Raw genomic sequence first — 17,132 nt, forward strand, 5'->3', positions numbered from 1 at the left:
TCCGGTCAAGTCGGGCCGCGCCGGCCGGCGCGGCCCGCCGCCGGTAAATTCCGCGTCGGGCGCATCCGCCGCGCCCGGTCGCGGCGAACCCTGGGTAGAGAAACACCGACCCGGGGGTACGTCTGTGCTGACCGATCCGATGCCGGCCGACGCCGTGCAGACCGCGCTCAAGCGGGTTTCGCTGGCGGCCGAGGACCTGGACGGTAACCGTGTCGCCTCGCTGATCCTCGAGCTGGCGGCCGAGTGGGGCGTGTCGGCGCTCTGGGAACAGGTCTGCCAGCCGCTGCTGGCGCCACTGTCCGGGCGTGACGCCGCCGAGATCGCCGTGGAACACGCCCTGTCCGAGGGCGTCCGGGTCGGGCTGGACGTGTACCGCCGGGAACCCGGGCGGTCGCTGCCGACCGGCGGCGTGCTGCTGGCCGGCGCCGAGCGGGAGGCGCACTCGCTCGGTCTGCACGCCCTCGCCGCGGCGCTGCGGGAGCGGGGGCGTGGCTGCCTGCACCTGGGGCCCGCGCTGCCGTGGTCCGCGCTGAGCAGCGCCGTTCGCCGCGCTGGCCCGTACACCGTTGTGGTGTGGTCGCAGACGCCGGTCACCGGCCGTGCGTACCGTCTGGTGCGCTTCGCCCGCGACTTCCCCGGCCTGCGCGTCTACGGTGCCGGGCCGGGCTGGATCGAACCGCTCGCCGCCCCCACGGCCCACCTGGCCGCGTTGCCGGCCGCCGTGGCCGCCTGTCTGGGCTGGCCGGAGCAGGGGGAGCGGCGTCGGGCCGAGACGTGACGCGGACCACTTCCGATACGAAACAGTGCCGTATCGTTAATGGCGGTCGTAGGCTGTTCGCCGTTACGAGTCTGGCCCGTATCGTATTGCGGAACGGGTGCAACCGGGGGGAGAACCGGGCATGGAGCTGCACGACAACACCGGACACCCGAGGAGGTGGGCGATCCTGGGGGTGCTGGTGATCAGCCTCCTCGTCGTCGTCCTCGACAACACGATCCTCAACGTCGCCCTACGCACCCTGGCCGACCCGGTGCACGGCCTCGGCGCCAGCCAGGGCGAGCTGGAGTGGGCGATCAACTCCTACACGCTGGTCTTCGCCGGCCTGCTGTTCACCTTCGGCGTGCTCGGCGACCGCGCCGGCCGCAAGCGCTTCCTGATGATCGGTCTGGCGCTGTTCGGCCTGGCGTCGCTGCTCTCGGCGTACGCCGACAGCCCCGCGCAGCTCATCGCGGCCCGCGCCCTCATGGGGGTCGGCGGCGCGGCCATCATGCCGGTGACGCTCTCGATCATCTCCAACGTCTTCGACCCCCGCGAGCGCGGCCGGGCCATCGGCGTCTGGGCCGGCGCGGTCGGCCTGGCCGTGGCGATCGGCCCGATCCTCGGCGGCACGCTGCTGGAGCACTTCTGGTGGGGCTCGGTCTTCCTGATCAACGTCCCGGTGGTCGCCGCCGGCGTGATCCTGGTGGCGCTGCTCGTCCCCGAGTCGCGTGACCCGCGCCCCGGCCGCGTCGACCTGCTCGGCGTCCTGCTCTCCGTGGTCGGCCTGGTGGCCCTCTCCTACGGCATCATCGACGGTGGCGAGCACGGCTTCGACCGTCCCGTGGCCTGGGGCTCGATCCTGCTGGGCCTCGCCGTGCTGGCCTGGTTCGTGCGGCACGAACTCCGCTCCGACCACCCGTCACTCGACGTCCGCCTGTTCAAGGTGCCCCGGTTCGCCGCGCCGGTGGCCATCGTCGGCCTGGTGTTCTTCGCCGCGATGGGCGTGATGTTCTTCAGCTCCTTCTACCTGCAGCTGGTGCGTGACTACAGCCCGCTGCAGACCGGCCTGCTCTTCCTGCCCTTCGCCGGGGCCCAGCTGATCTTCGCGCCGCGCAGCGCCGCGATGGTCCGCCGCTACGGTGGCCGGGCGGTCGCCGCCGTCGGGCTGGGACTGACGGTCGTGGCGCTGGCCGCGTTCGCCTTCATCGGCGCGTCCACCCCGATCTGGCTGGTGCTGGTCGTCTTCTTCATCCAGGGCGTCGGAATGGCCAACATCATGCCGCCGGCCACCGAGTCCATCATGTCGGCGCTTCCGCGCGAGAAGGCCGGCGTGGGCTCGGCGGTGAGCAACACCGTCCGCCAGGTGGCCGGCGCGCTCGGCGTGGCGGTCCTCGGCTCGGTGCTCAGCGCGGTCTACCGCAGCGACGTCAGCGACGCGCTGACCGGCCTGCCCGCGAAGGCACAGGACGCGGCCAACGAGTCGATCTCCGGGGCGTACGCGGCCGCCGGCCAACTCGGCCCCGCGGCGCCCACGCTGATCTCGGCGGCCAACGACGCCTTCGTCACGGCCATGCACTGGGCGGCGGCGCTGTCCGCGATCGTCGCCGCTCTCGGCATGCTGGTGGTCCTGCGCTGGATGCCGGGCCGCGATGCCCTGCCGCCGGCGTCGGCGAAGCCCGCCACCGAGCCCGAGTTGGCCGGCACGGCCTAGGTTCGGGAACAATGTCCGACATGACCTCCACCGCCGATGCTCCGCGGTCGCCCGGGCGACCGCGGAGCCTCCGCGCCGACGAGGCGATCGTCGAGGCGACCCTCGACCTGCTCGCCGAGGGCAGCACCATCGAGGCGCTCTCGATCGAGGCGATCGCCAGCCGCGCCGGCGTCGGCAAGGCCACCATCTACCGCCGCTGGGCCGGCAAGGACGCGCTGTTGATCGACGCGCTGCGCCGACTCAAGGGCATCATGCCGCAGCCGGCCGGTCACTCCGTCCGCGACGACCTGCTCGTGCTGGTCGGCGCGGTCGGCCAGAACGTCGACAGCCGCGCGGCCAAGATCATGCCGTGCCTGGTGCCGGCCGTGAACCGCAGCCCGGACCAGTTCCAGCTGTACCAGAACATCATCGAGCCCCGGCGGCAGCTCATGCGCGAGGTGCTGCGGCGCGGCATCGACGAAGGGCTGCTCCGGCCCGACATCGACATCGAGGTCACCATGGCACTGCTCACCGGGCCGATGCTGATCCAACGGGTACTCCAGTGGAACCCCGAGCTGGACGACCGCACGCTGCCCACGCAGGTCGTCGACGCCGTCCTCGAGGGCATCAGGGCCCGCTGAGCCGACCCCGCGCCCCGGCCGGGCCGGCGGGCGGTCTCGCTGGCGCGGCCCTGAGCGTCGGGTCAGTCCGCCGGGGCGCGCAGCCGGTGCAGGCGCAGCGCCAACTGCACCTCCAACGCCCGCTCGGGGCGCTGCCAGTCCGCGCCGAGCAGCTGCCCGACCCGCTCCAGCCGCTGCGTGACCGTGTTGACGTGCACGTGCAGTTGCTCGGCGGCCCGGGCCAGGCTGCCCCCCACCCCGAAGTACGCCTCCAGCGTCTTCACCAGCGCCGTCCCCCGCCGGGCGTCGTAGTCGACGACCGGCCCGACGGTGGTGGTGAGGAACCGCGCCACGTCCCGGTCGCCCCGGTCACCCACCGTGCCCAGCAGCAGCCCGACGAAGCCCAACTCGGCGGTGCTCGCCCCCTGCCCGGCGCGGCCCAGCGCGCCGAGGGCGGTCAGGCAGCGGTCCGCCTCGTGGAACGTCCCCGCCAGCGCACCCGGCCCGGTCGCCGGGCCGCTCGCCCCGGCGGTCACCGGCCGGCCCGTCACCCGCGACAGGTCCCGCGCCACCGCGCGGGCGCTGCCGCCGGCGTCCTGACCCGGCAGCATCAGCACCACCCGACCGTCGCGCGCCGCCGCCAGGCCACCCCGTGCCGAGGCGTACGTGGTGGCCCAGGAGAGCACCCGCTGCCGTGCCGAGCCGGTCGCCGCGATCGCATCGTCGCCCACCGCCACCAGGACGTGCGGCGCGTCCAGGTCCACACCGAGCCGACGGGCCCGGCTGCGCAGCGCGTCGGTGTCGCGCAGCGGCCGGGCGATCAGATCGTCCAGCAACTCGCCCCGGACCCGGCCCTCCGCCTCGGCCACCGTCCGACGGAACAGCAGCAGCAGAGCGGTCACGAGCGCGGCCCGCTCCAGGATGCGCTGGTCCGCGTCGACCAACTCGTCGTTGGGACGCAACACCAGCGCGCCCAGGTTCTCGGTGCCGGCGACCACCGCCGCGTACCACAGCGGACCACGACGGACGCTGCGCCCCTCCGTCCGGGACGCGGCCACCGCCTCGACGATGTCCGCCCGCTCCGGCTCGTCGATCTCGCCGACCCGGGCCAGCAGGCGACCCTCGGCGTCCAACGCCAACAGCGCCCCACCCAGCACGTCGGTCACCGCCGCCGCCACGTCCTCCACGCCGCCGCCGCGCAGCACCAGCGCCGTCATCCGGTCGTGCGCCGCCGCGGCCCGCTCCACCGAACTGCTGTGCGCCCGGATGGTGGTGTTCGCCGCCGACAACTCGGCCAGCGCCGAACGGGTCTCGGTCAGCAGCCGGGCCGTGTCGATCGCCACCGCGGCGTGCGCGGCCAGGGAGACCAGCAACGCCACCTCCTCCCGGGCGAACGGTCGGGCCGAGCGGTTGGCCGAGTAGAGCACCCCGATCGAGGTGGAGCCGAGCCGCAGCGGCACCCCGAGGATCGCCACCAGGCCCTCCTCGCCCACACCGGCGTCGATCTCACCGGTGTGGTGGAAGCGCGCGTCCTCGCCGTAGTTGGCGGTGACGTACGGCGCGCCGGACTGCGCCACCAGACCACCGAGGCCGGCGCCCATCGGCAGCCGCAACCGCTGGAAGCGGGCCGACACGGACCCGTCGGTCACCCGCATGTACGTGTCGCCGCGATCGTCGTCGTTGAGCGTCATGTACGCCACGTCGGCGCCGAGTAGGTTGCGCGCCCGGTGCACGATCGCCCGCAGCACGTCGTCCAGGTCGCGCAGCCCCGCCAGGTCACTGACCGTGTCGTACAGGCCGGACAGCTCGGTCTCCCGACGACGACGGCGCTCCAACAGCGCACGGACCCGCAACGCCACCGTCTTGGCCTGCTCCAACTCGGCCAGCCGGTCCGGCGGCACACCCGCGGCCCGCGCGGCCACCAGCGGGCCCTCGAACTCCACCGCGGCGGCCTCGCGGGCGAGCAGTTCCAGGAACTCCACCGGCGACGACATGGTCGACATTGTGCGCGGACCCACTAGTTGGCCGTCCAGCCCCCGTCGAGCGCGATCGACGCGCCGGTGATGAAGGCCGCGGGCGGCGAGCAGAGGTACGCCAGCAACTCGGCCACCTCCTCCGGTTCGATCAGCCGTTTGACGGCCGCCCGGGCCAGCATGATCTTCTCGACGACCTCGGCCTCCTCGATACCGTGGCTGGCCGCCTGATCGGCGATCTGGCTCTCCACCAGAGCGGTCCGCACGTACGCGGGGTTGATGCAGTTGGCGGTCACCCCGTACGCGGCCCCCTCCAGCGCCACCACCTTCGACAGCCCTTCCAGGGCGTGCTTCGCCGACACGTACGCCGCCTTGTACGGCGAAGCGCGCAGACCGTGCACCGACGAGATGTTGACGATCCGACCCCAGCCCCGGGCGTACATGTGCGGCAGCGCCCGGCGGATCAGCAGGAACGGCGCCTCCACCATCACCCGCTGGATGTACTCGAATCGCTCGACGGGAAAGTCCTGCACCGGCGCCACATGCTGGAGCCCCGCGTTGTTCACCACGATGTCGACGTCCGCGTCGAGGGCGTCCACGGCAGCCGCGTCGGCCAGGTCCACGCCCTCAGCGCGTCCGCCGGCCTGGGCGGCGACGGCCTTGGCCGCCTCCAGGTTGCGGTCCACCACGAGCACCTTCGCGCCGGCCGCGCCGAGCCGCAGGGCGCACGCCCGCCCGATGCCGCTGCCGCCACCGGTGACCAGGGCGGTCCGACCGGCGAGGTCGACCTGTACGACGTGGGGGACCGCCACGGGTTCTGCCGTCATGGCGCAAGAAGTTACGAGCTGTGTGTCCGTCGGCACATGGGCCGGAGCCACATACTCCCGGGCAAAGCTGTGTGCCCTTCCGGCGAACCGCGCCGCCCGGCTGGCCACCGGCTCGCCCGTGCCGCCCGCCGTTGGCCCGTGCCGCCCGCCGTTGGCCCGTGCCGCCCGCCGCTGGCCCGTCTGGGACGCCTGCGGCCTGTGCCTGCGGTCTGCCGCCGGGCGTCTGCCGCCGGCCCGCCGGCCCGCCGGCCCGCCGGCCTGCTGGCCCGCTGGCCCGCCTGGCCGTCGAAATGTGCGCCTGCCGCCTGCCGCCTGCCTCCTGGCGTCTGGGTGTCTGCGCTGCCCGGCCCGGGCCTGCCGGCCCGCCGGTATGCCTGGCCGTCGGCAAGATCACGCTGCATCCAGGATGTAGTGGTGTCGGCCGGTCGAAGAGGCAACTAGATCCAGGATCGAGCCTGACCTTGGGCCGTGCAGGGCGTTGGCCCGTGCCATGCCGTCCGTGCCGTACCGCGATCGTGGGTCGCGCCGCCAAGATCTGCTCAACTTCCCCGATGTTGCTGTTTCCGGCGCGGCTGAGGCAGCAACTTCCCCGATGTTGTGACGATCTGGGCGTGGGCGTGGGCGTGGGCGTGGGCGTGGGCGTGGGCGTGGGGCGCGTGGCGCGTGGGGCGCGGGGCCGCGGGGCGTGTCCCGTGGGGGCGGTGGGGGAGGGTGGGGGTTAGGGTGTCGAACACACGTACTGGGGGAGGGGGCGGCGTGCGGGTGCTGGGGGTCGACCCGGGGTTGACGCGCTGTGGGGTAGGCGTCGTCGAGGGCGTGCCCGGCCGGCCCTGCACGCTTGTCGCCTACTACGTGGTCTACACCGACCCGGCCGACGACCTGGCGTTGCGGCTGCTGCACCTGGACCGGTCGCTGAGCGGGCTGGTCGCCGAGCACCGGCCGGAGAGCGTGGCCGTCGAGCGGGTGTTCAGTCAGCACAATGTCCGTACGGTGATGGGCACCGCCCAGGCCAGCGGCATCGCGGTGCTGGCCGGGGCGCGGGCCGGGTTGCCGGTGCAGACGTACACCCCGAGCGAGGTGAAGGCGGCGGTGACCGGTTCCGGTCAGGCCGACAAGGCGCAGATGACCGCGATGGTGACCCGGCTGCTGCGGTTGGCCGAGCCGCCGAAACCGGCGGACGCCGCCGACGCGCTCGCCCTGGCCATCTGCCACGTGTGGCGCGGCGGCACCCGCTCCAAGCTGGCCGCCGCGGCCGACCGGGCACGACGAGGAGGAGCACGATGATCGCCAGCGTGCGCGGCACGGTGACCGCGACGGGTCCGGATCTGGCCGTGATCGAGGTCGGCGGGGTCGGCCTGGCCGTGCACTGCGCGCCCGGGACGCTCGCCGAGCTGCGGGTGGGGCAGCCGGCGCGGCTGGCGACCAGCCTGGTGGTCCGGGAGGACTCGCTGACCCTGTACGGGTTCGCCGACGACGACGCCAAGGCGCTGTTCGAGCTGTTGCAGACCGCGAGTGGGGTCGGTCCGCGGCTGGCCCAGGCCGTGCTGGCCGTGCACACGCCGGACGCGGTGCGCAAGGCCATCGCCAACGCCGACACCGCCGCGCTGACCCGGGTGCCCGGGATCGGCAAGAAGGGCGCCGAGCGCCTGGTGCTGGAGCTGCGCGACCGCATCGGCCCGGTCTCGATCGGCGCCGACGGGGCCGGCGGCGTGACCGGCGGCGCGTGGCCCGACCAGGTCCGGCAGGCGCTTGTCGGTCTGGGCTGGACGGCCGGGCAGGCGGACCAGGCGGTGGCCGCCGTGGCGGAGACGATCGACGGGGCCACCCCGCCGGTGCCGGTCCTGCTCAAGCAGGCCATCCGGCTGCTGGGCCGTACCCGATGAGCGAGACCGACGGGCTCGTCTCGGCGTACGTCAGCGATGCCGAGCGGGACGCGGAGGCCACCGTCCGGCCTCGGCGGCTGGCGGAGTTCATCGCCCAGGACCGGGTGCGTGACCAGCTCGACCTGCTGTTGCAGGGCGCGATGCGGCGGGGGTCTCCGCCGGACCACATCCTGCTCTCCGGGCCGCCCGGGCTGGGCAAGACGAGCCTTGCCAACATCGTCGCCGCCGAGCTGGGCGCGGGCATCCGGGTGACCAGCGGCCCGGCGATCGAACGGTCGGGTGACCTGGCGGCGATCCTGACCAGTCTCGCCGAGGGCGACGTGCTCTTCATCGACGAGATCCACCGGATCGCCCGTCCGGCGGAGGAGCTGCTCTACAGCGCGATGGAGGACTTCCGGGTCGACGTGGTGGTCGGCAAGGGACCGGGCGCGACCGCGATCCCGCTGGACGTCGAGCCGTTCACCCTGGTCGGCGCGACCACCCGCTCGGGTCTGTTGACCGGGCCCATGCGGGACCGGTTCGGCTTCGTCGCGCACCTCGACTTCTACGCCCCGGCGGACCTGGAGACGCTGCTGCACCGTTCGGCGCGCATCCTCGGGGTGCCGATCACCCCGGACGGCGCGGCCGAGATCGCCGGTCGCTCCCGGGGCACGCCCCGGATCGCCAACCGGTTGTTGCGCCGGGTCCGTGACTACGCGGAGGTCCGTGCCGACGGTGTGGTCACCCTCGGCACCGCCCGCAAGGCCCTCACGGTGTACGACGTCGACGCGCTGGGCCTGGACCGGTTGGACCGGGCGGTGCTGACCGCACTGGTGGACTCGTTCCGGGGTGGCCCGGTCGGGCTGTCCACTCTCGCCGTGGCGGTGGGGGAGCAGCCGGACACGGTCGAGGAGGTCTGCGAGCCGTTCCTGGTGCGTGCCGGCCTGTTGGCGCGTACGCCGCGCGGGCGGGTGGCCACGGAGGCCGCCTGGCTGCATCTGGGGCGTACGCCGCCGAATGGTACATTTGGTGCGGATGTCCCGCCAGCACCCGATCTGTTCTCCGTGGATACCGATCAGCCGTAATGTGAACGTGATCTGTGCCGCATTCGGTGTTCTCAGGTGCAGGGATTAGACTTCGCCGCGGTCTGTACAGGACGTGAGAATCCGCCTCCGCTCCGGCACCCCCCGTGCCGGTCAGGAGACCAATCGGAAGGCAGTAACCGTGCAATACCTTGCAGCGGGTGGTGGGGCCGGCGGCTTCACGCCGATCCTGATGATCGCTCTGCTCTTCGGCGTCATGTACTTCATGATGATCCGTCCCCAGCAGAAGCGTCGTCGCGAAGCCGAGGCCATGCAGTCCGCGCTCGGACCGGGCGACGAGGTGGTCACCATCGGAGGGCTCTACGGCACGGTCACCGGTGTCGAGGACGACGCCGTCCTGCTCGAGATCGCTCCGGGCGTCCAGACCCGGTACGCCCGGCCGGCCATCGCCCGGGTGGTCACCCGCGCCGAGCTGCCGAGCGAGCCGGTCACCGAGGACGCGGACACCGTCAAGGAGTGACCCTCCCGCGGGGGCGACGGTTCCGGCGGTACGGCCGGCCGGCCGACTCCCCGGGGCGCCGCGCCCGACGGGGCAGCGGATGTGACGTGAAAACTGGATAGTTGGGTCGACGCCGGGCGTCGGCACGTTCCCGTGGCCGTCGGCGTCTCCGTGCCGGCGTGTCCGGCCACTGTGTCGGCACCCCGCCGACCCAGGTCAGATCGTTGGCCGGAACCCCCGGCCCGACACTCGCCGCCGCCGCGCGCAGCGGCGCGACCGTACAGGGAGACAGGACAACCGTGGCACCACCTCAGGGACAGATGCGCCCCGGCCGGCAACTCGCCGTGCTCGGGCTCATCTTCGTCGTCCTCTACCTTCTGGTGTTCTTCGCGGGCGGTGCCAGCGGCAGCTTCAAGGACCGGCTGGAGCCACGGCTCGGCCTGGACCTGATCGGCGGCACCCGGGTCACGCTGGAGGCGACCAACTCCGTCGACGGCAAGCCCCCGACGGCGGAGAACCTCGAGGAGGCCCGCCAGATCATCGAGAGCCGGGTCAACGCGTTCGGCGTGGCCGAGGCCGAGGTGGTCACCGAGGGCAACCGGAACATCGTCATCTCCCTGCCCGGTGAGAACCGGGACCTCACCGACGTGGGCAGCGCCGCCGAGCTGCGCTTCCGCAAGGTGCTCAAGGCCGCAGACGGCAGCGGGACGGCCGCCGCGCCGCCGGCCGCCACGCCGACCCCGAGCGCCGCGCCGCCGTCCGGCGCCCCGTCGGGCAGCGCCGCGCCGAAGGTGACCCCGTCGGCGACCGGCGCGGCGAAGGTCAGCCCGTCGGCCAGCGGCGGGCAGGGCGGGATGGCGCCCGCGCCGTCCGCCAGCGCCACGCCGACCCCGTCGGCGTCGGCGAGTGCCGCGCCGTCGGCGAGCGCCAGCGCCGAGCCGGTGCCCGCGAGCATCGAGGAGCAGCGCAAGGCTGTCGAGCAGAAGGTCGGGGCCGCCGCCTGGCAGGCCGCGAGCGGGCTGCAGGCCCCCGCCGACCTGAGCGCCGACCCGTCCCTGGGCGACAAGCTCAAGCCGTTCGGCACGCTGAGCCCGCAAGAGGTGGCCGTGCTGCCGGCGCAGATGCAGTTCAACGTGCCGACGATCGGGTGCGCGCAGCTCGACAAGCGCCCGCCGGCGTCGATCTCCGACCCGAAGCAGCAGGTCGTCTCCTGCGAGGACGGCGTGTCGAAGTACCTGCTCGACCAGGCCAAGGTGCTGGGTACCGACGTGAACGACGCCGACGCGGTGCTCGACCAGGCCAACTCCTGGGTGGTCAGCCTCGACTTCACCGGCGACGGCCAGGGCAAGTGGACGGCGCTCACCCGCGAGGCGTTCACCAACGAGGGTCAGGCCTGTGACGCGACCGCCCTCGGCCAGGACGGCAAGTGCCGGGTGGCCGTCGTGCTGGACAACGAGATCGTGTCCTCGCCGGAGATCCAGGGTGTGCTGACCGGCAACTCGCAGATCACCGGCCAGTTCACCCAGAAGGACGCCAGTACCCTCGCGAGCCAGCTCCGCTACGGCGCGCTGCCGGTGACGTTCGAGCAGCAGGAGGCGCAGAACGTCACCGCGACCCTGGGCGCCAGCCACCTGCGGGCCGGTCTGCTCGCGGCCGGCATCGGCATGCTGCTGGTCATCATCTACGCGTTCTTCTACTACCGGCTGCTCGGCTCGGTCATCTTCCTGAGCCTCATCCTCTCCGCACTGCTGGTCTTCGGCGCGCTGGTGGTGCTCGGCCGGCAGATCGGCTTCACGCTCACCCTCGCCGGTATCGCCGGCATGATCGTGTCGCTCGGTGTGGCGGCGGACTCGTTCGTCATCTACTTCGAACGACTCAAGGACGAGATCAGAGAGGGGCGCAGCCCACGCAGCGCGGTGCCCCGCGCCTGGATCCGGGCCCGCCGGACGATCATCTCGGCCAACGCGATCACGTTGCTCTCTGCGGTGGTGCTCTACGTGGTCTCGGTCGGCACGGTCAAGGGCTTCGCGTTCGCGCTCGGCCTGGCCACGGTGCTGGACCTGGTCGTGGTCTTCCTCTTCCGGCACCCGATCATGACGATGTTCGCCCGGACCCGGGCGTTCCTGTCCCCGCGGGTCAGCGGCCTGGGCCGGGCACTTCCGGCCCGTAGCCAGCAGACTCAGCCCCGCAACCCGCGCGCCAAGGAGGCCTGAGATGGCTCAAAACGGTTTGGCGAGCCGCCTCTACAACGGCGAGGCCGGTCTCAACATCGTCGGCCGCCGCAAGCTGTGGTTCGGTGTCGCCGGTGTCCTGATCCTGGTCGCGATCCTCAGCTTCGCGCTCCGCGGTTTCAGCCTCGGCATCGAGTTCGCCGGCGGTAACTCGTTCCAGGTGCCGGCCAGCGTCGGCACGCTTGACGACGCCGAGCGCGAGGTCAACTCGGCCCTCGCGGCCGAGAACACCGGTGTCAAGGTCGCCACCACGCAGAAGGTCGGCGGCCCGGGTGGCGACTCGTACGAGCTGCGGACGCCGCAGCTCACCGTCGAGCAGGCCAACGCGGTCAAGGCCAAGGTCGCCGACGACCTGAACATCGACGTCAAGGAGATCAGCAGCAACCAGGTCAGCGAGGCGTGGGGCAGCCAGGTGACCGAGCGCGCCGTGCTCGGCCTGGTCATCTTCATCGCGCTGGTGATGGTCTACCTGATCCTGCGCTTCGAGTGGCGGATGGCCGTGGCCGCGGTCTCGTCGCTGTTCATGAACCTGATCCTCACCGCCGGCATCTACTCGCTCGTCGGCTTCGAGGTCACCCCGTCGACGATCATCGGCTTCCTCACGATCCTGGGCTTCGCGCTCTACGACGTGGTGGTGGTCTTCGACAAGGTGCAGGAGAACACGCGGGGCATCACCGCCAACAACAACATGACGTACGGCGAGGCGGCCAACCTGGCCGTCAACCAGAGCCTCATGCGGTCGCTGAACACCTCCGTGGTGGCGCTGCTGCCCGTCGGTGGTCTGCTCTTCATCGGCGCCGGCCTGCTCGGCGCGGGCACCCTGAAGGACCTGGGTCTGGTGCTGTTCGTCGGTATGGCGGTGGCGTTCCTGACCTCCATCCTGGTGGCGACGCCACTGCTGGCGCTGCTGAAGAACTACGACCCGCGCATCCAGGCGCACAACAAGCGGGTACAGGCCCGCCGGGGCACGTCGGGCCGTGGCGAGACCACCGGCAAGGTCGCACCGACCCCGGTCGACGGCGACGCCGCCGACGTGATCGACCCGGACTCCGCGGCGCTGGCCGGCGCGGCCCCGAAGGTGGGTTCGCGACCGGCGGGCAAGCGGCCGACCGGCGCGCGGGGCGGTCGCCCCGGCGGCGGCGGTAACCGGCCCGGTGGCGCCAAGCGCCGCTGACCGACCCCGGCGCCCACCGGCCCGGAGCCCGAGCGCCAAACGGCGCTGACCGACCCCGGGGCTGACCCGGGAGGAAACGCCCGGACGGCGTCCGGCATGCTGTGCGAGCAGCAAGCCGGACGCCGTCGTCGTTGGAAGGGAACGCAACAGCCGTGACGGAGACCCACAGCAACGCCCCGCGTGGGGACAGCGGCCCGGAGGCCGCCCGACTGGTCGCCAGCCGGGTGTTGGACGTGCCGGACTTCCCCAAGCCCGGTGTCCTGTTCAAGGACCTGATGCCGCTGTTCGCCGACGGGAAGGCGTTCCGCGAGGTCGTCGACGGGATCGTCGCGTACCACGGGCGGGACTCGTTCGACGTGGTGGTCGGCATCGAGGCGCGGGGGTTCGTCGTCGCGGCGGCCGTGGCGTACGCGGCCGGGGTGGGTGTGGTGCCGGTACGCAAAGCCGGCAAGTTGCCCCGCCCGGCGCACTCGGTCTCGTACGCCCTCGAGTACGGCGACGCCACCCTCGAGGTGCACGAGGACGCCTTCACCGCCGGCCACCGGGTGCTCGTCGTCGACGACGTGCTGGCGACCGGGGGTACCGCCGAGGCGACGTTGGACCTGGTCGAGCGCGCGGGCGGTACGGTGACGGGCTTCACCGTCCTGTTGGAGCTCGCCTTCCTGGGCGCGCGGGAGCGACTGACGCCGCGTCCGGTCCATGCCCTTCTGACCGTTTGATCCCTGCCGCGCCCCTGCCGGGACGGGGACGCGCCCACGTTCCGGGTCGACCGGTCGTGCCGACCGGCGCAGCCGGGGCCCGGTCAGGCCGGCCGCGCGGGCGTCGGCCGTCCGGCGGAGCGGCAGGGGACCGTCCGTGCGGGTAGCATTGCCCATTGCTGACGCGGGCGGTACGCCGTCCGGTGACGCGAGACCAGGCCGGCCGACACACGGCCGGCGTGTTTCCGGCGAGCGGTGAGGAGGCCGGTGTCCCACGATGTCGTCCCTCCGGCGGAGGGCACGGTGCACCCCACAGGCGACGCTGACGGCTCGGTGACCGACCGGAACGGCGAGGTGCCGGCCCGGGTGACGGGCACCGACAACGGCTCCGGCAGGGCTCCTGCCGACAGCGCGACGGCTCCGGCCGATGTCACGGCGAGCGCCGTCGAGGCGTCGCCCGGCGCGGACGGGGTCGTGGTTCCGTTCCCGACGGACCTCGGCGTCGACCCGTCGCCGAGCGGTGGCTTCGGGTTCTCGAACGCACCTACCGGCCGGCGCGTGCGCGCCCGCCTGGCCCGGTTCAACGCGCCCTGGCAGACCTCGCAGGTCAGCGAGGTGCTGGAGCCGCTCATCGCCAGCCACCGGGAGAACCACCCGAAGGCCGACGCGCGGCTGCTCCAGCGTGCCTTCGACACGGCCGCACGGTGGCACTCCGGGCAGTACCGCAAGTCCGGCGACCCGTACATCACGCATCCCCTCGCGGTGGCCACCATCCTGGGCAACCTGGGGATGGACACCACCACGCTGGTCGCCGCGCTGCTGCACGACACGATCGAGGACACCGAGTACACCCTCGACGCGATGCGCGCCGACTTCGGCGGCGAGGTCGCCCTGCTGGTCGACGGCGTCACCAAGCTGGACAAGGTCAAGCTGGGCGACGCGGCCAAGGCCGAGACGATCCGCAAGATGGTCGTGGCGATGGCCAAGGACCCGCGGGTGTTGGTGATCAAGCTGGCCGACCGGCTGCACAACATGCGTACCCTGTCCTTCCTGCCGGCGCCGAAGCGCGAGCAGAAGGCCAAGGAGACTCTGGAGATCCTCGCGCCGCTGGCCCACCGCCTCGGTATGAACACGATCAAGTGGGAGCTGGAGGATCTGGCCTTCGGCACGCTCTTCCCGAAGCGGTTCGAGGAGATCAACCGGCTGATCGGTGAGCACCAGCCGCAGCGCGAGTCGCTGCTGCGGCAGGTCACCCAGAAGGTCGGTACCGACCTGAAGGCCGCCAAGATCAAGGCGGAGACGACCGGCCGACCGAAGCACCTCTACTCGATCTACCAGAAGATGATCGTGCGGGGTCGCGACTTCAACGACATCTACGACCTGGTGGGTGTGCGGATCCTGGTCGACACGGTGCGGGACTGCTACGCGGCGCTGGGGGTCATCCACGCCAACTGGCAGCCGGTGCCGGGCCGGTTCAAGGACTACATCGCCATGCCCAAGTTCAACATGTACCAGTCGTTGCACACGACGGTCATCGGGCCCACCGGCAAGCCGGTGGAGATGCAGATCCGCACGTACGCGATGCACCGTACCGCCGAGTTCGGTATCGCCGCGCACTGGAAGTACAAGGAGCACAAGGGCACCCAGGTGGTCGGCCCGCCGGCGCACATCGACGAGATGACCTGGCTACGGCAGTTGCTGGACTGGCAGCGCGAGGCGGCCGACCCGAGCGAGTTCCTGGACGCGCTGCGCTTCGACCTGTCCAGCCAGGAGGTGTACGTCTTCACCCCCAAGGGCGACGTCATCCCGCTGCCGACCGGGTCGACGCCGGTGGACTTCGCGTACGCGGTGCACACCGAGGTCGGGCACAAGTGCATCGGCGCGCGGGTCAACGGCAAGCTGGTGCCACTGGAATCGACGTTGTCCAACGGCGACGTGATCGAGATCTTCACGTCGAAGTCCGAGACGGCCGGCCCGACGCAGGACTGGCTGGGCTTCGTCAAGAGCCCGCGCGCCCGCACCAAGATCCGCCAGTACTTCAACAAGGAGCGGCGCGAGGAGGCGATCGAGGCCGGCAAGGACGCGATCGTCAAGGCGATGCGCAAGCAGGGCATGCCGTTGCAGCGGATGCTCACCTCCGACGCGCTGATGTCGATCGCCCGGGACCTGCACCTCGCCGACGTCGCCTCGCTCTACGCGGCGGTCGGTGACAGCCAGGTCTCCGCGCAGTCGGTGGTGCAGAAGCTGATGGCCGCGTACGGCGGCGAGGAGGGCGCGGCGGAGGACATCGCCGAGACCGCCGTCGCCACCCGGCCGCCGCGCAGCCGGCAGAGCAGCAGCGATCCCGGTGTCGTGGTCCGGGGCGTCAGCGACGTCTGGATCAAGCTGGCGCGCTGCTGCACCCCGGTCCCGCCGGACTCGGTGTTCGGGTTCGTCACTCGCTCCGGTGGGGTGAGCGTGCACCGGGACGACTGCGCCAACGCCGAGGACCTGCGGGCGCAGGCCGAGCGCGTGGTCGAGGTGAGCTGGAAGCTGACGTCCGCCTCCACGTTCCTGGTGGCGATACAGGTCGAGGCTCTGGACCGGCACAAGCTGCTCGCCGACGTCACCCGGGTGCTCTCCGACGAGCGGGTCAACATCCTGTCGGCGACCGTCACCACCACCCGCGACCGGGTGGCGGTGAGCCGGTTCAGCTTCGAGATGGCCGATCCGAAGCACCTGGGCCACCTGCTGGCCACCGTTCGCAAGGTCGACGGCGTGTTCGACGCGTACCGGGTCACCTCGGGCGCCTGACGCGTACCCCAGACACGAGAGCGCCCGCCGGCTCAGCCGGCGGGCGCTTCGTCATCCTGGCGGGCGTCAGCCCTGCGGGTTGCTCATCGTGAGGGTCTTTATGACGACCTCCTTCTTCGGGTGGCCGCCACCGGCCTGCTGGGCGAACGCCCCGTCGTCGCCGGCCTTGGCCACGTCCTTGACGATGTCCATACCACCGGTGACGGTGCCCAGCACGGTGTACGCCGGGTCGAGCGGCGAGTCGCCGTACACGATGAAGAACTGGCTGCCGGTGCTGCCCGGCTGACCGGAGTTGGCCATCGCGATGACACCCTCCGGGTACGGCGGACGCTTGTCGGTGGGCAGGTTCTCCTCCGGCAGCCGGAAGCTCGGGCCACCCGTGCCGTCGGTGTCGCGCCAGCCCTTGCCGGTGGCGCTCGGGTCACCGCACTGCAAGACCTTGATGCCCTCGGTTACCAGGCGGTGGCACTTGGTGTTGTCGAAGAACTTCTTCTCGGCGAGGAGACTGAACGCCCCTGCGGTGCACGGCACCTGCGACCGGTCGACCTTGGCCGTGATTGGGCCCAGGTTGGTGTCGATCGTCATGGTCTGCACGCCTTGGGCGGACTGCTGGTTGCTCGGCACCCCGACGTCCTTGATCTGCGGGGACCGCTGGTCGGCCGGCATCGCGTTGTAGACGCACTCGGACGCTCCGGGCGCCGACGCGGCGTTCTCGCCCTTGTCGTCGTCGCCGCCGAGGCTGGTGGCCAGCCAGACGGTGCCGGCGACCACGAGCACCAGCGCGGCGGCGGCGCCGACGATCGCCTGCGTCTGGCGGCGCTTGCGGGCCTTGGCCGACCGCTCGGCCATCTCCTTCTCGAGTCGGGCGCGTGCCGCCGCGCGCTGCCGCTCTCTGGTGGACGTCACGCCTGGATCCTCCTGGCTGTCTGCTGCGGGGTGCCGCTCGGGTGGGTGGGGGGCGACCG

Annotated in this window: 14 protein-coding genes; 11 read left to right on the forward strand and 3 right to left on the reverse strand. The window is 72.1% G+C overall.

Annotated features, from left to right (window positions below; genetic code table 11):
• Positions 1–124 precede the first annotated feature (124 nt).
• From ACN269_RS31180 to ACN269_RS31190, 3 genes are all read left to right on the forward strand, one after another.
• Entirely contained in the window at positions 125–778 is a 654-nt protein-coding gene (locus tag ACN269_RS31180; RefSeq protein ID WP_421475862.1) for a transcriptional regulator, read from the forward strand.
• A gap of 121 nt (positions 779–899) precedes the next feature.
• Entirely contained in the window at positions 900–2,468 is a 1,569-nt protein-coding gene (locus ACN269_RS31185; protein ID WP_421475863.1) for an MFS transporter, read from the forward strand.
• Between the two features lie 11 nt (positions 2,469–2,479).
• The gene (locus tag ACN269_RS31190; RefSeq protein ID WP_421475865.1) at positions 2,480–3,088 is read left to right on the forward strand and encodes a TetR/AcrR family transcriptional regulator; all 609 of its coding nucleotides are present in this window, start codon (positions 2,480–2,482) and stop codon (positions 3,086–3,088) included.
• A gap of 62 nt (positions 3,089–3,150) precedes the next feature.
• Here ACN269_RS31190 and ACN269_RS31195 read toward each other — a convergent pair whose 3' ends face one another.
• Both ACN269_RS31195 and ACN269_RS31200 read right to left on the reverse strand, forming a co-directional pair.
• Positions 3,151–5,070, reverse strand: a complete 1,920-nt coding sequence (locus ACN269_RS31195) for a helix-turn-helix domain-containing protein (protein WP_421475867.1) — start codon at positions 5,068–5,070, stop codon at positions 3,151–3,153.
• A gap of 14 nt (positions 5,071–5,084) precedes the next feature.
• Positions 5,085–5,867: a 3-hydroxybutyrate dehydrogenase gene (locus ACN269_RS31200; protein WP_421475869.1), complete on the reverse strand. Its 783-nt coding sequence runs from the start codon at positions 5,865–5,867 to the stop codon at positions 5,085–5,087.
• Between the two features lie 756 nt (positions 5,868–6,623).
• Between ACN269_RS31200 and ruvC the strand changes: the two genes are divergently transcribed.
• The 8 genes from ruvC to ACN269_RS31240 all read left to right on the forward strand — a co-directional run bounded on the left by ruvC (position 6,624) and on the right by ACN269_RS31240 (position 16,167).
• Positions 6,624–7,151 carry a crossover junction endodeoxyribonuclease RuvC gene (gene ruvC, locus ACN269_RS31205; protein WP_421475871.1) on the forward strand — a complete coding sequence of 176 codons (528 nt, stop codon included), beginning with the start codon at positions 6,624–6,626 and terminating at the stop codon, positions 7,149–7,151.
• Positions 7,148–7,750: a Holliday junction branch migration protein RuvA gene (gene ruvA, locus ACN269_RS31210; RefSeq protein ID WP_421475873.1), complete on the forward strand. Its 603-nt coding sequence runs from the start codon at positions 7,148–7,150 to the stop codon at positions 7,748–7,750. The genes ruvC and ruvA overlap by 4 nt, the downstream gene beginning before the upstream one ends.
• Positions 7,747–8,814: a Holliday junction branch migration DNA helicase RuvB gene (ruvB, locus tag ACN269_RS31215; protein WP_355053640.1), complete on the forward strand. Its 1,068-nt coding sequence runs from the start codon at positions 7,747–7,749 to the stop codon at positions 8,812–8,814. Before ruvA ends, ruvB begins: the two co-directional genes overlap by 4 nt.
• Positions 8,815–8,953: 139 nt before the next feature.
• Positions 8,954–9,292 (forward strand): preprotein translocase subunit YajC, encoded by a 339-nt coding sequence (gene yajC / locus ACN269_RS31220; RefSeq protein ID WP_421475875.1) that lies wholly within the window; start codon positions 8,954–8,956, stop codon positions 9,290–9,292.
• A 278-nt stretch (positions 9,293–9,570) separates the two neighbouring features.
• On the forward strand, positions 9,571–11,484 hold the full coding sequence (secD, locus tag ACN269_RS31225) for a protein translocase subunit SecD (RefSeq protein WP_421475877.1): 1,914 nt from the start codon (positions 9,571–9,573) through the stop codon (positions 11,482–11,484).
• A 1-nt stretch (position 11,485) separates the two neighbouring features.
• Entirely contained in the window at positions 11,486–12,676 is a 1,191-nt protein-coding gene (gene secF / locus ACN269_RS31230) for a protein translocase subunit SecF (protein WP_421475879.1), read from the forward strand.
• Positions 12,677–12,828: 152 nt separating this feature from the next.
• On the forward strand, positions 12,829–13,395 hold the full coding sequence (locus tag ACN269_RS31235; protein WP_421475881.1) for an adenine phosphoribosyltransferase: 567 nt from the start codon (positions 12,829–12,831) through the stop codon (positions 13,393–13,395).
• 246 nt (positions 13,396–13,641) lie between these two features.
• Positions 13,642–16,167 (forward strand): RelA/SpoT family protein, encoded by a 2,526-nt coding sequence (locus tag ACN269_RS31240; protein WP_421475883.1) that lies wholly within the window; start codon positions 13,642–13,644, stop codon positions 16,165–16,167.
• Positions 16,168–16,233: 66 nt separating this feature from the next.
• On the opposite strand, the gene ACN269_RS31245 is transcribed toward ACN269_RS31240, so the two are convergent.
• On the reverse strand, positions 16,234–17,073 hold the full coding sequence (locus tag ACN269_RS31245; protein WP_421475885.1) for a peptidylprolyl isomerase: 840 nt from the start codon (positions 17,071–17,073) through the stop codon (positions 16,234–16,236).
• Between the last annotated feature and the right edge of the window lie 59 nt (positions 17,074–17,132).

The sequence above is a fragment of the Micromonospora sp. WMMD736 genome (genome assembly GCF_049179015.1).
In the GTDB taxonomy this organism is placed as follows: domain Bacteria; phylum Actinomycetota; class Actinomycetes; order Mycobacteriales; family Micromonosporaceae; genus Micromonospora.

Coding starts and splice junctions, on each gene's coding strand:
- ACN269_RS31185 (WP_421475863.1), top strand. CDS start 900: ATGGAGCTGCACGACAACACCGGACACCCGAGGAGGTGGGCGATCCTG.
- ACN269_RS31190 (WP_421475865.1), top strand. CDS start 2,480: ATGTCCGACATGACCTCCACCGCCGATGCTCCGCGGTCGCCCGGGCGA.
- ACN269_RS31195 (WP_421475867.1), bottom strand. CDS start 5,070: ATGTCGACCATGTCGTCGCCGGTGGAGTTCCTGGAACTGCTCGCCCGC.
- ACN269_RS31200 (WP_421475869.1), bottom strand. CDS start 5,867: ATGACGGCAGAACCCGTGGCGGTCCCCCACGTCGTACAGGTCGACCTC.
- ruvA (WP_421475873.1), top strand. CDS start 7,148: ATGATCGCCAGCGTGCGCGGCACGGTGACCGCGACGGGTCCGGATCTG.
- ruvB (WP_355053640.1), top strand. CDS start 7,747: ATGAGCGAGACCGACGGGCTCGTCTCGGCGTACGTCAGCGATGCCGAG.
- secF (WP_421475879.1), top strand. CDS start 11,486: ATGGCTCAAAACGGTTTGGCGAGCCGCCTCTACAACGGCGAGGCCGGT.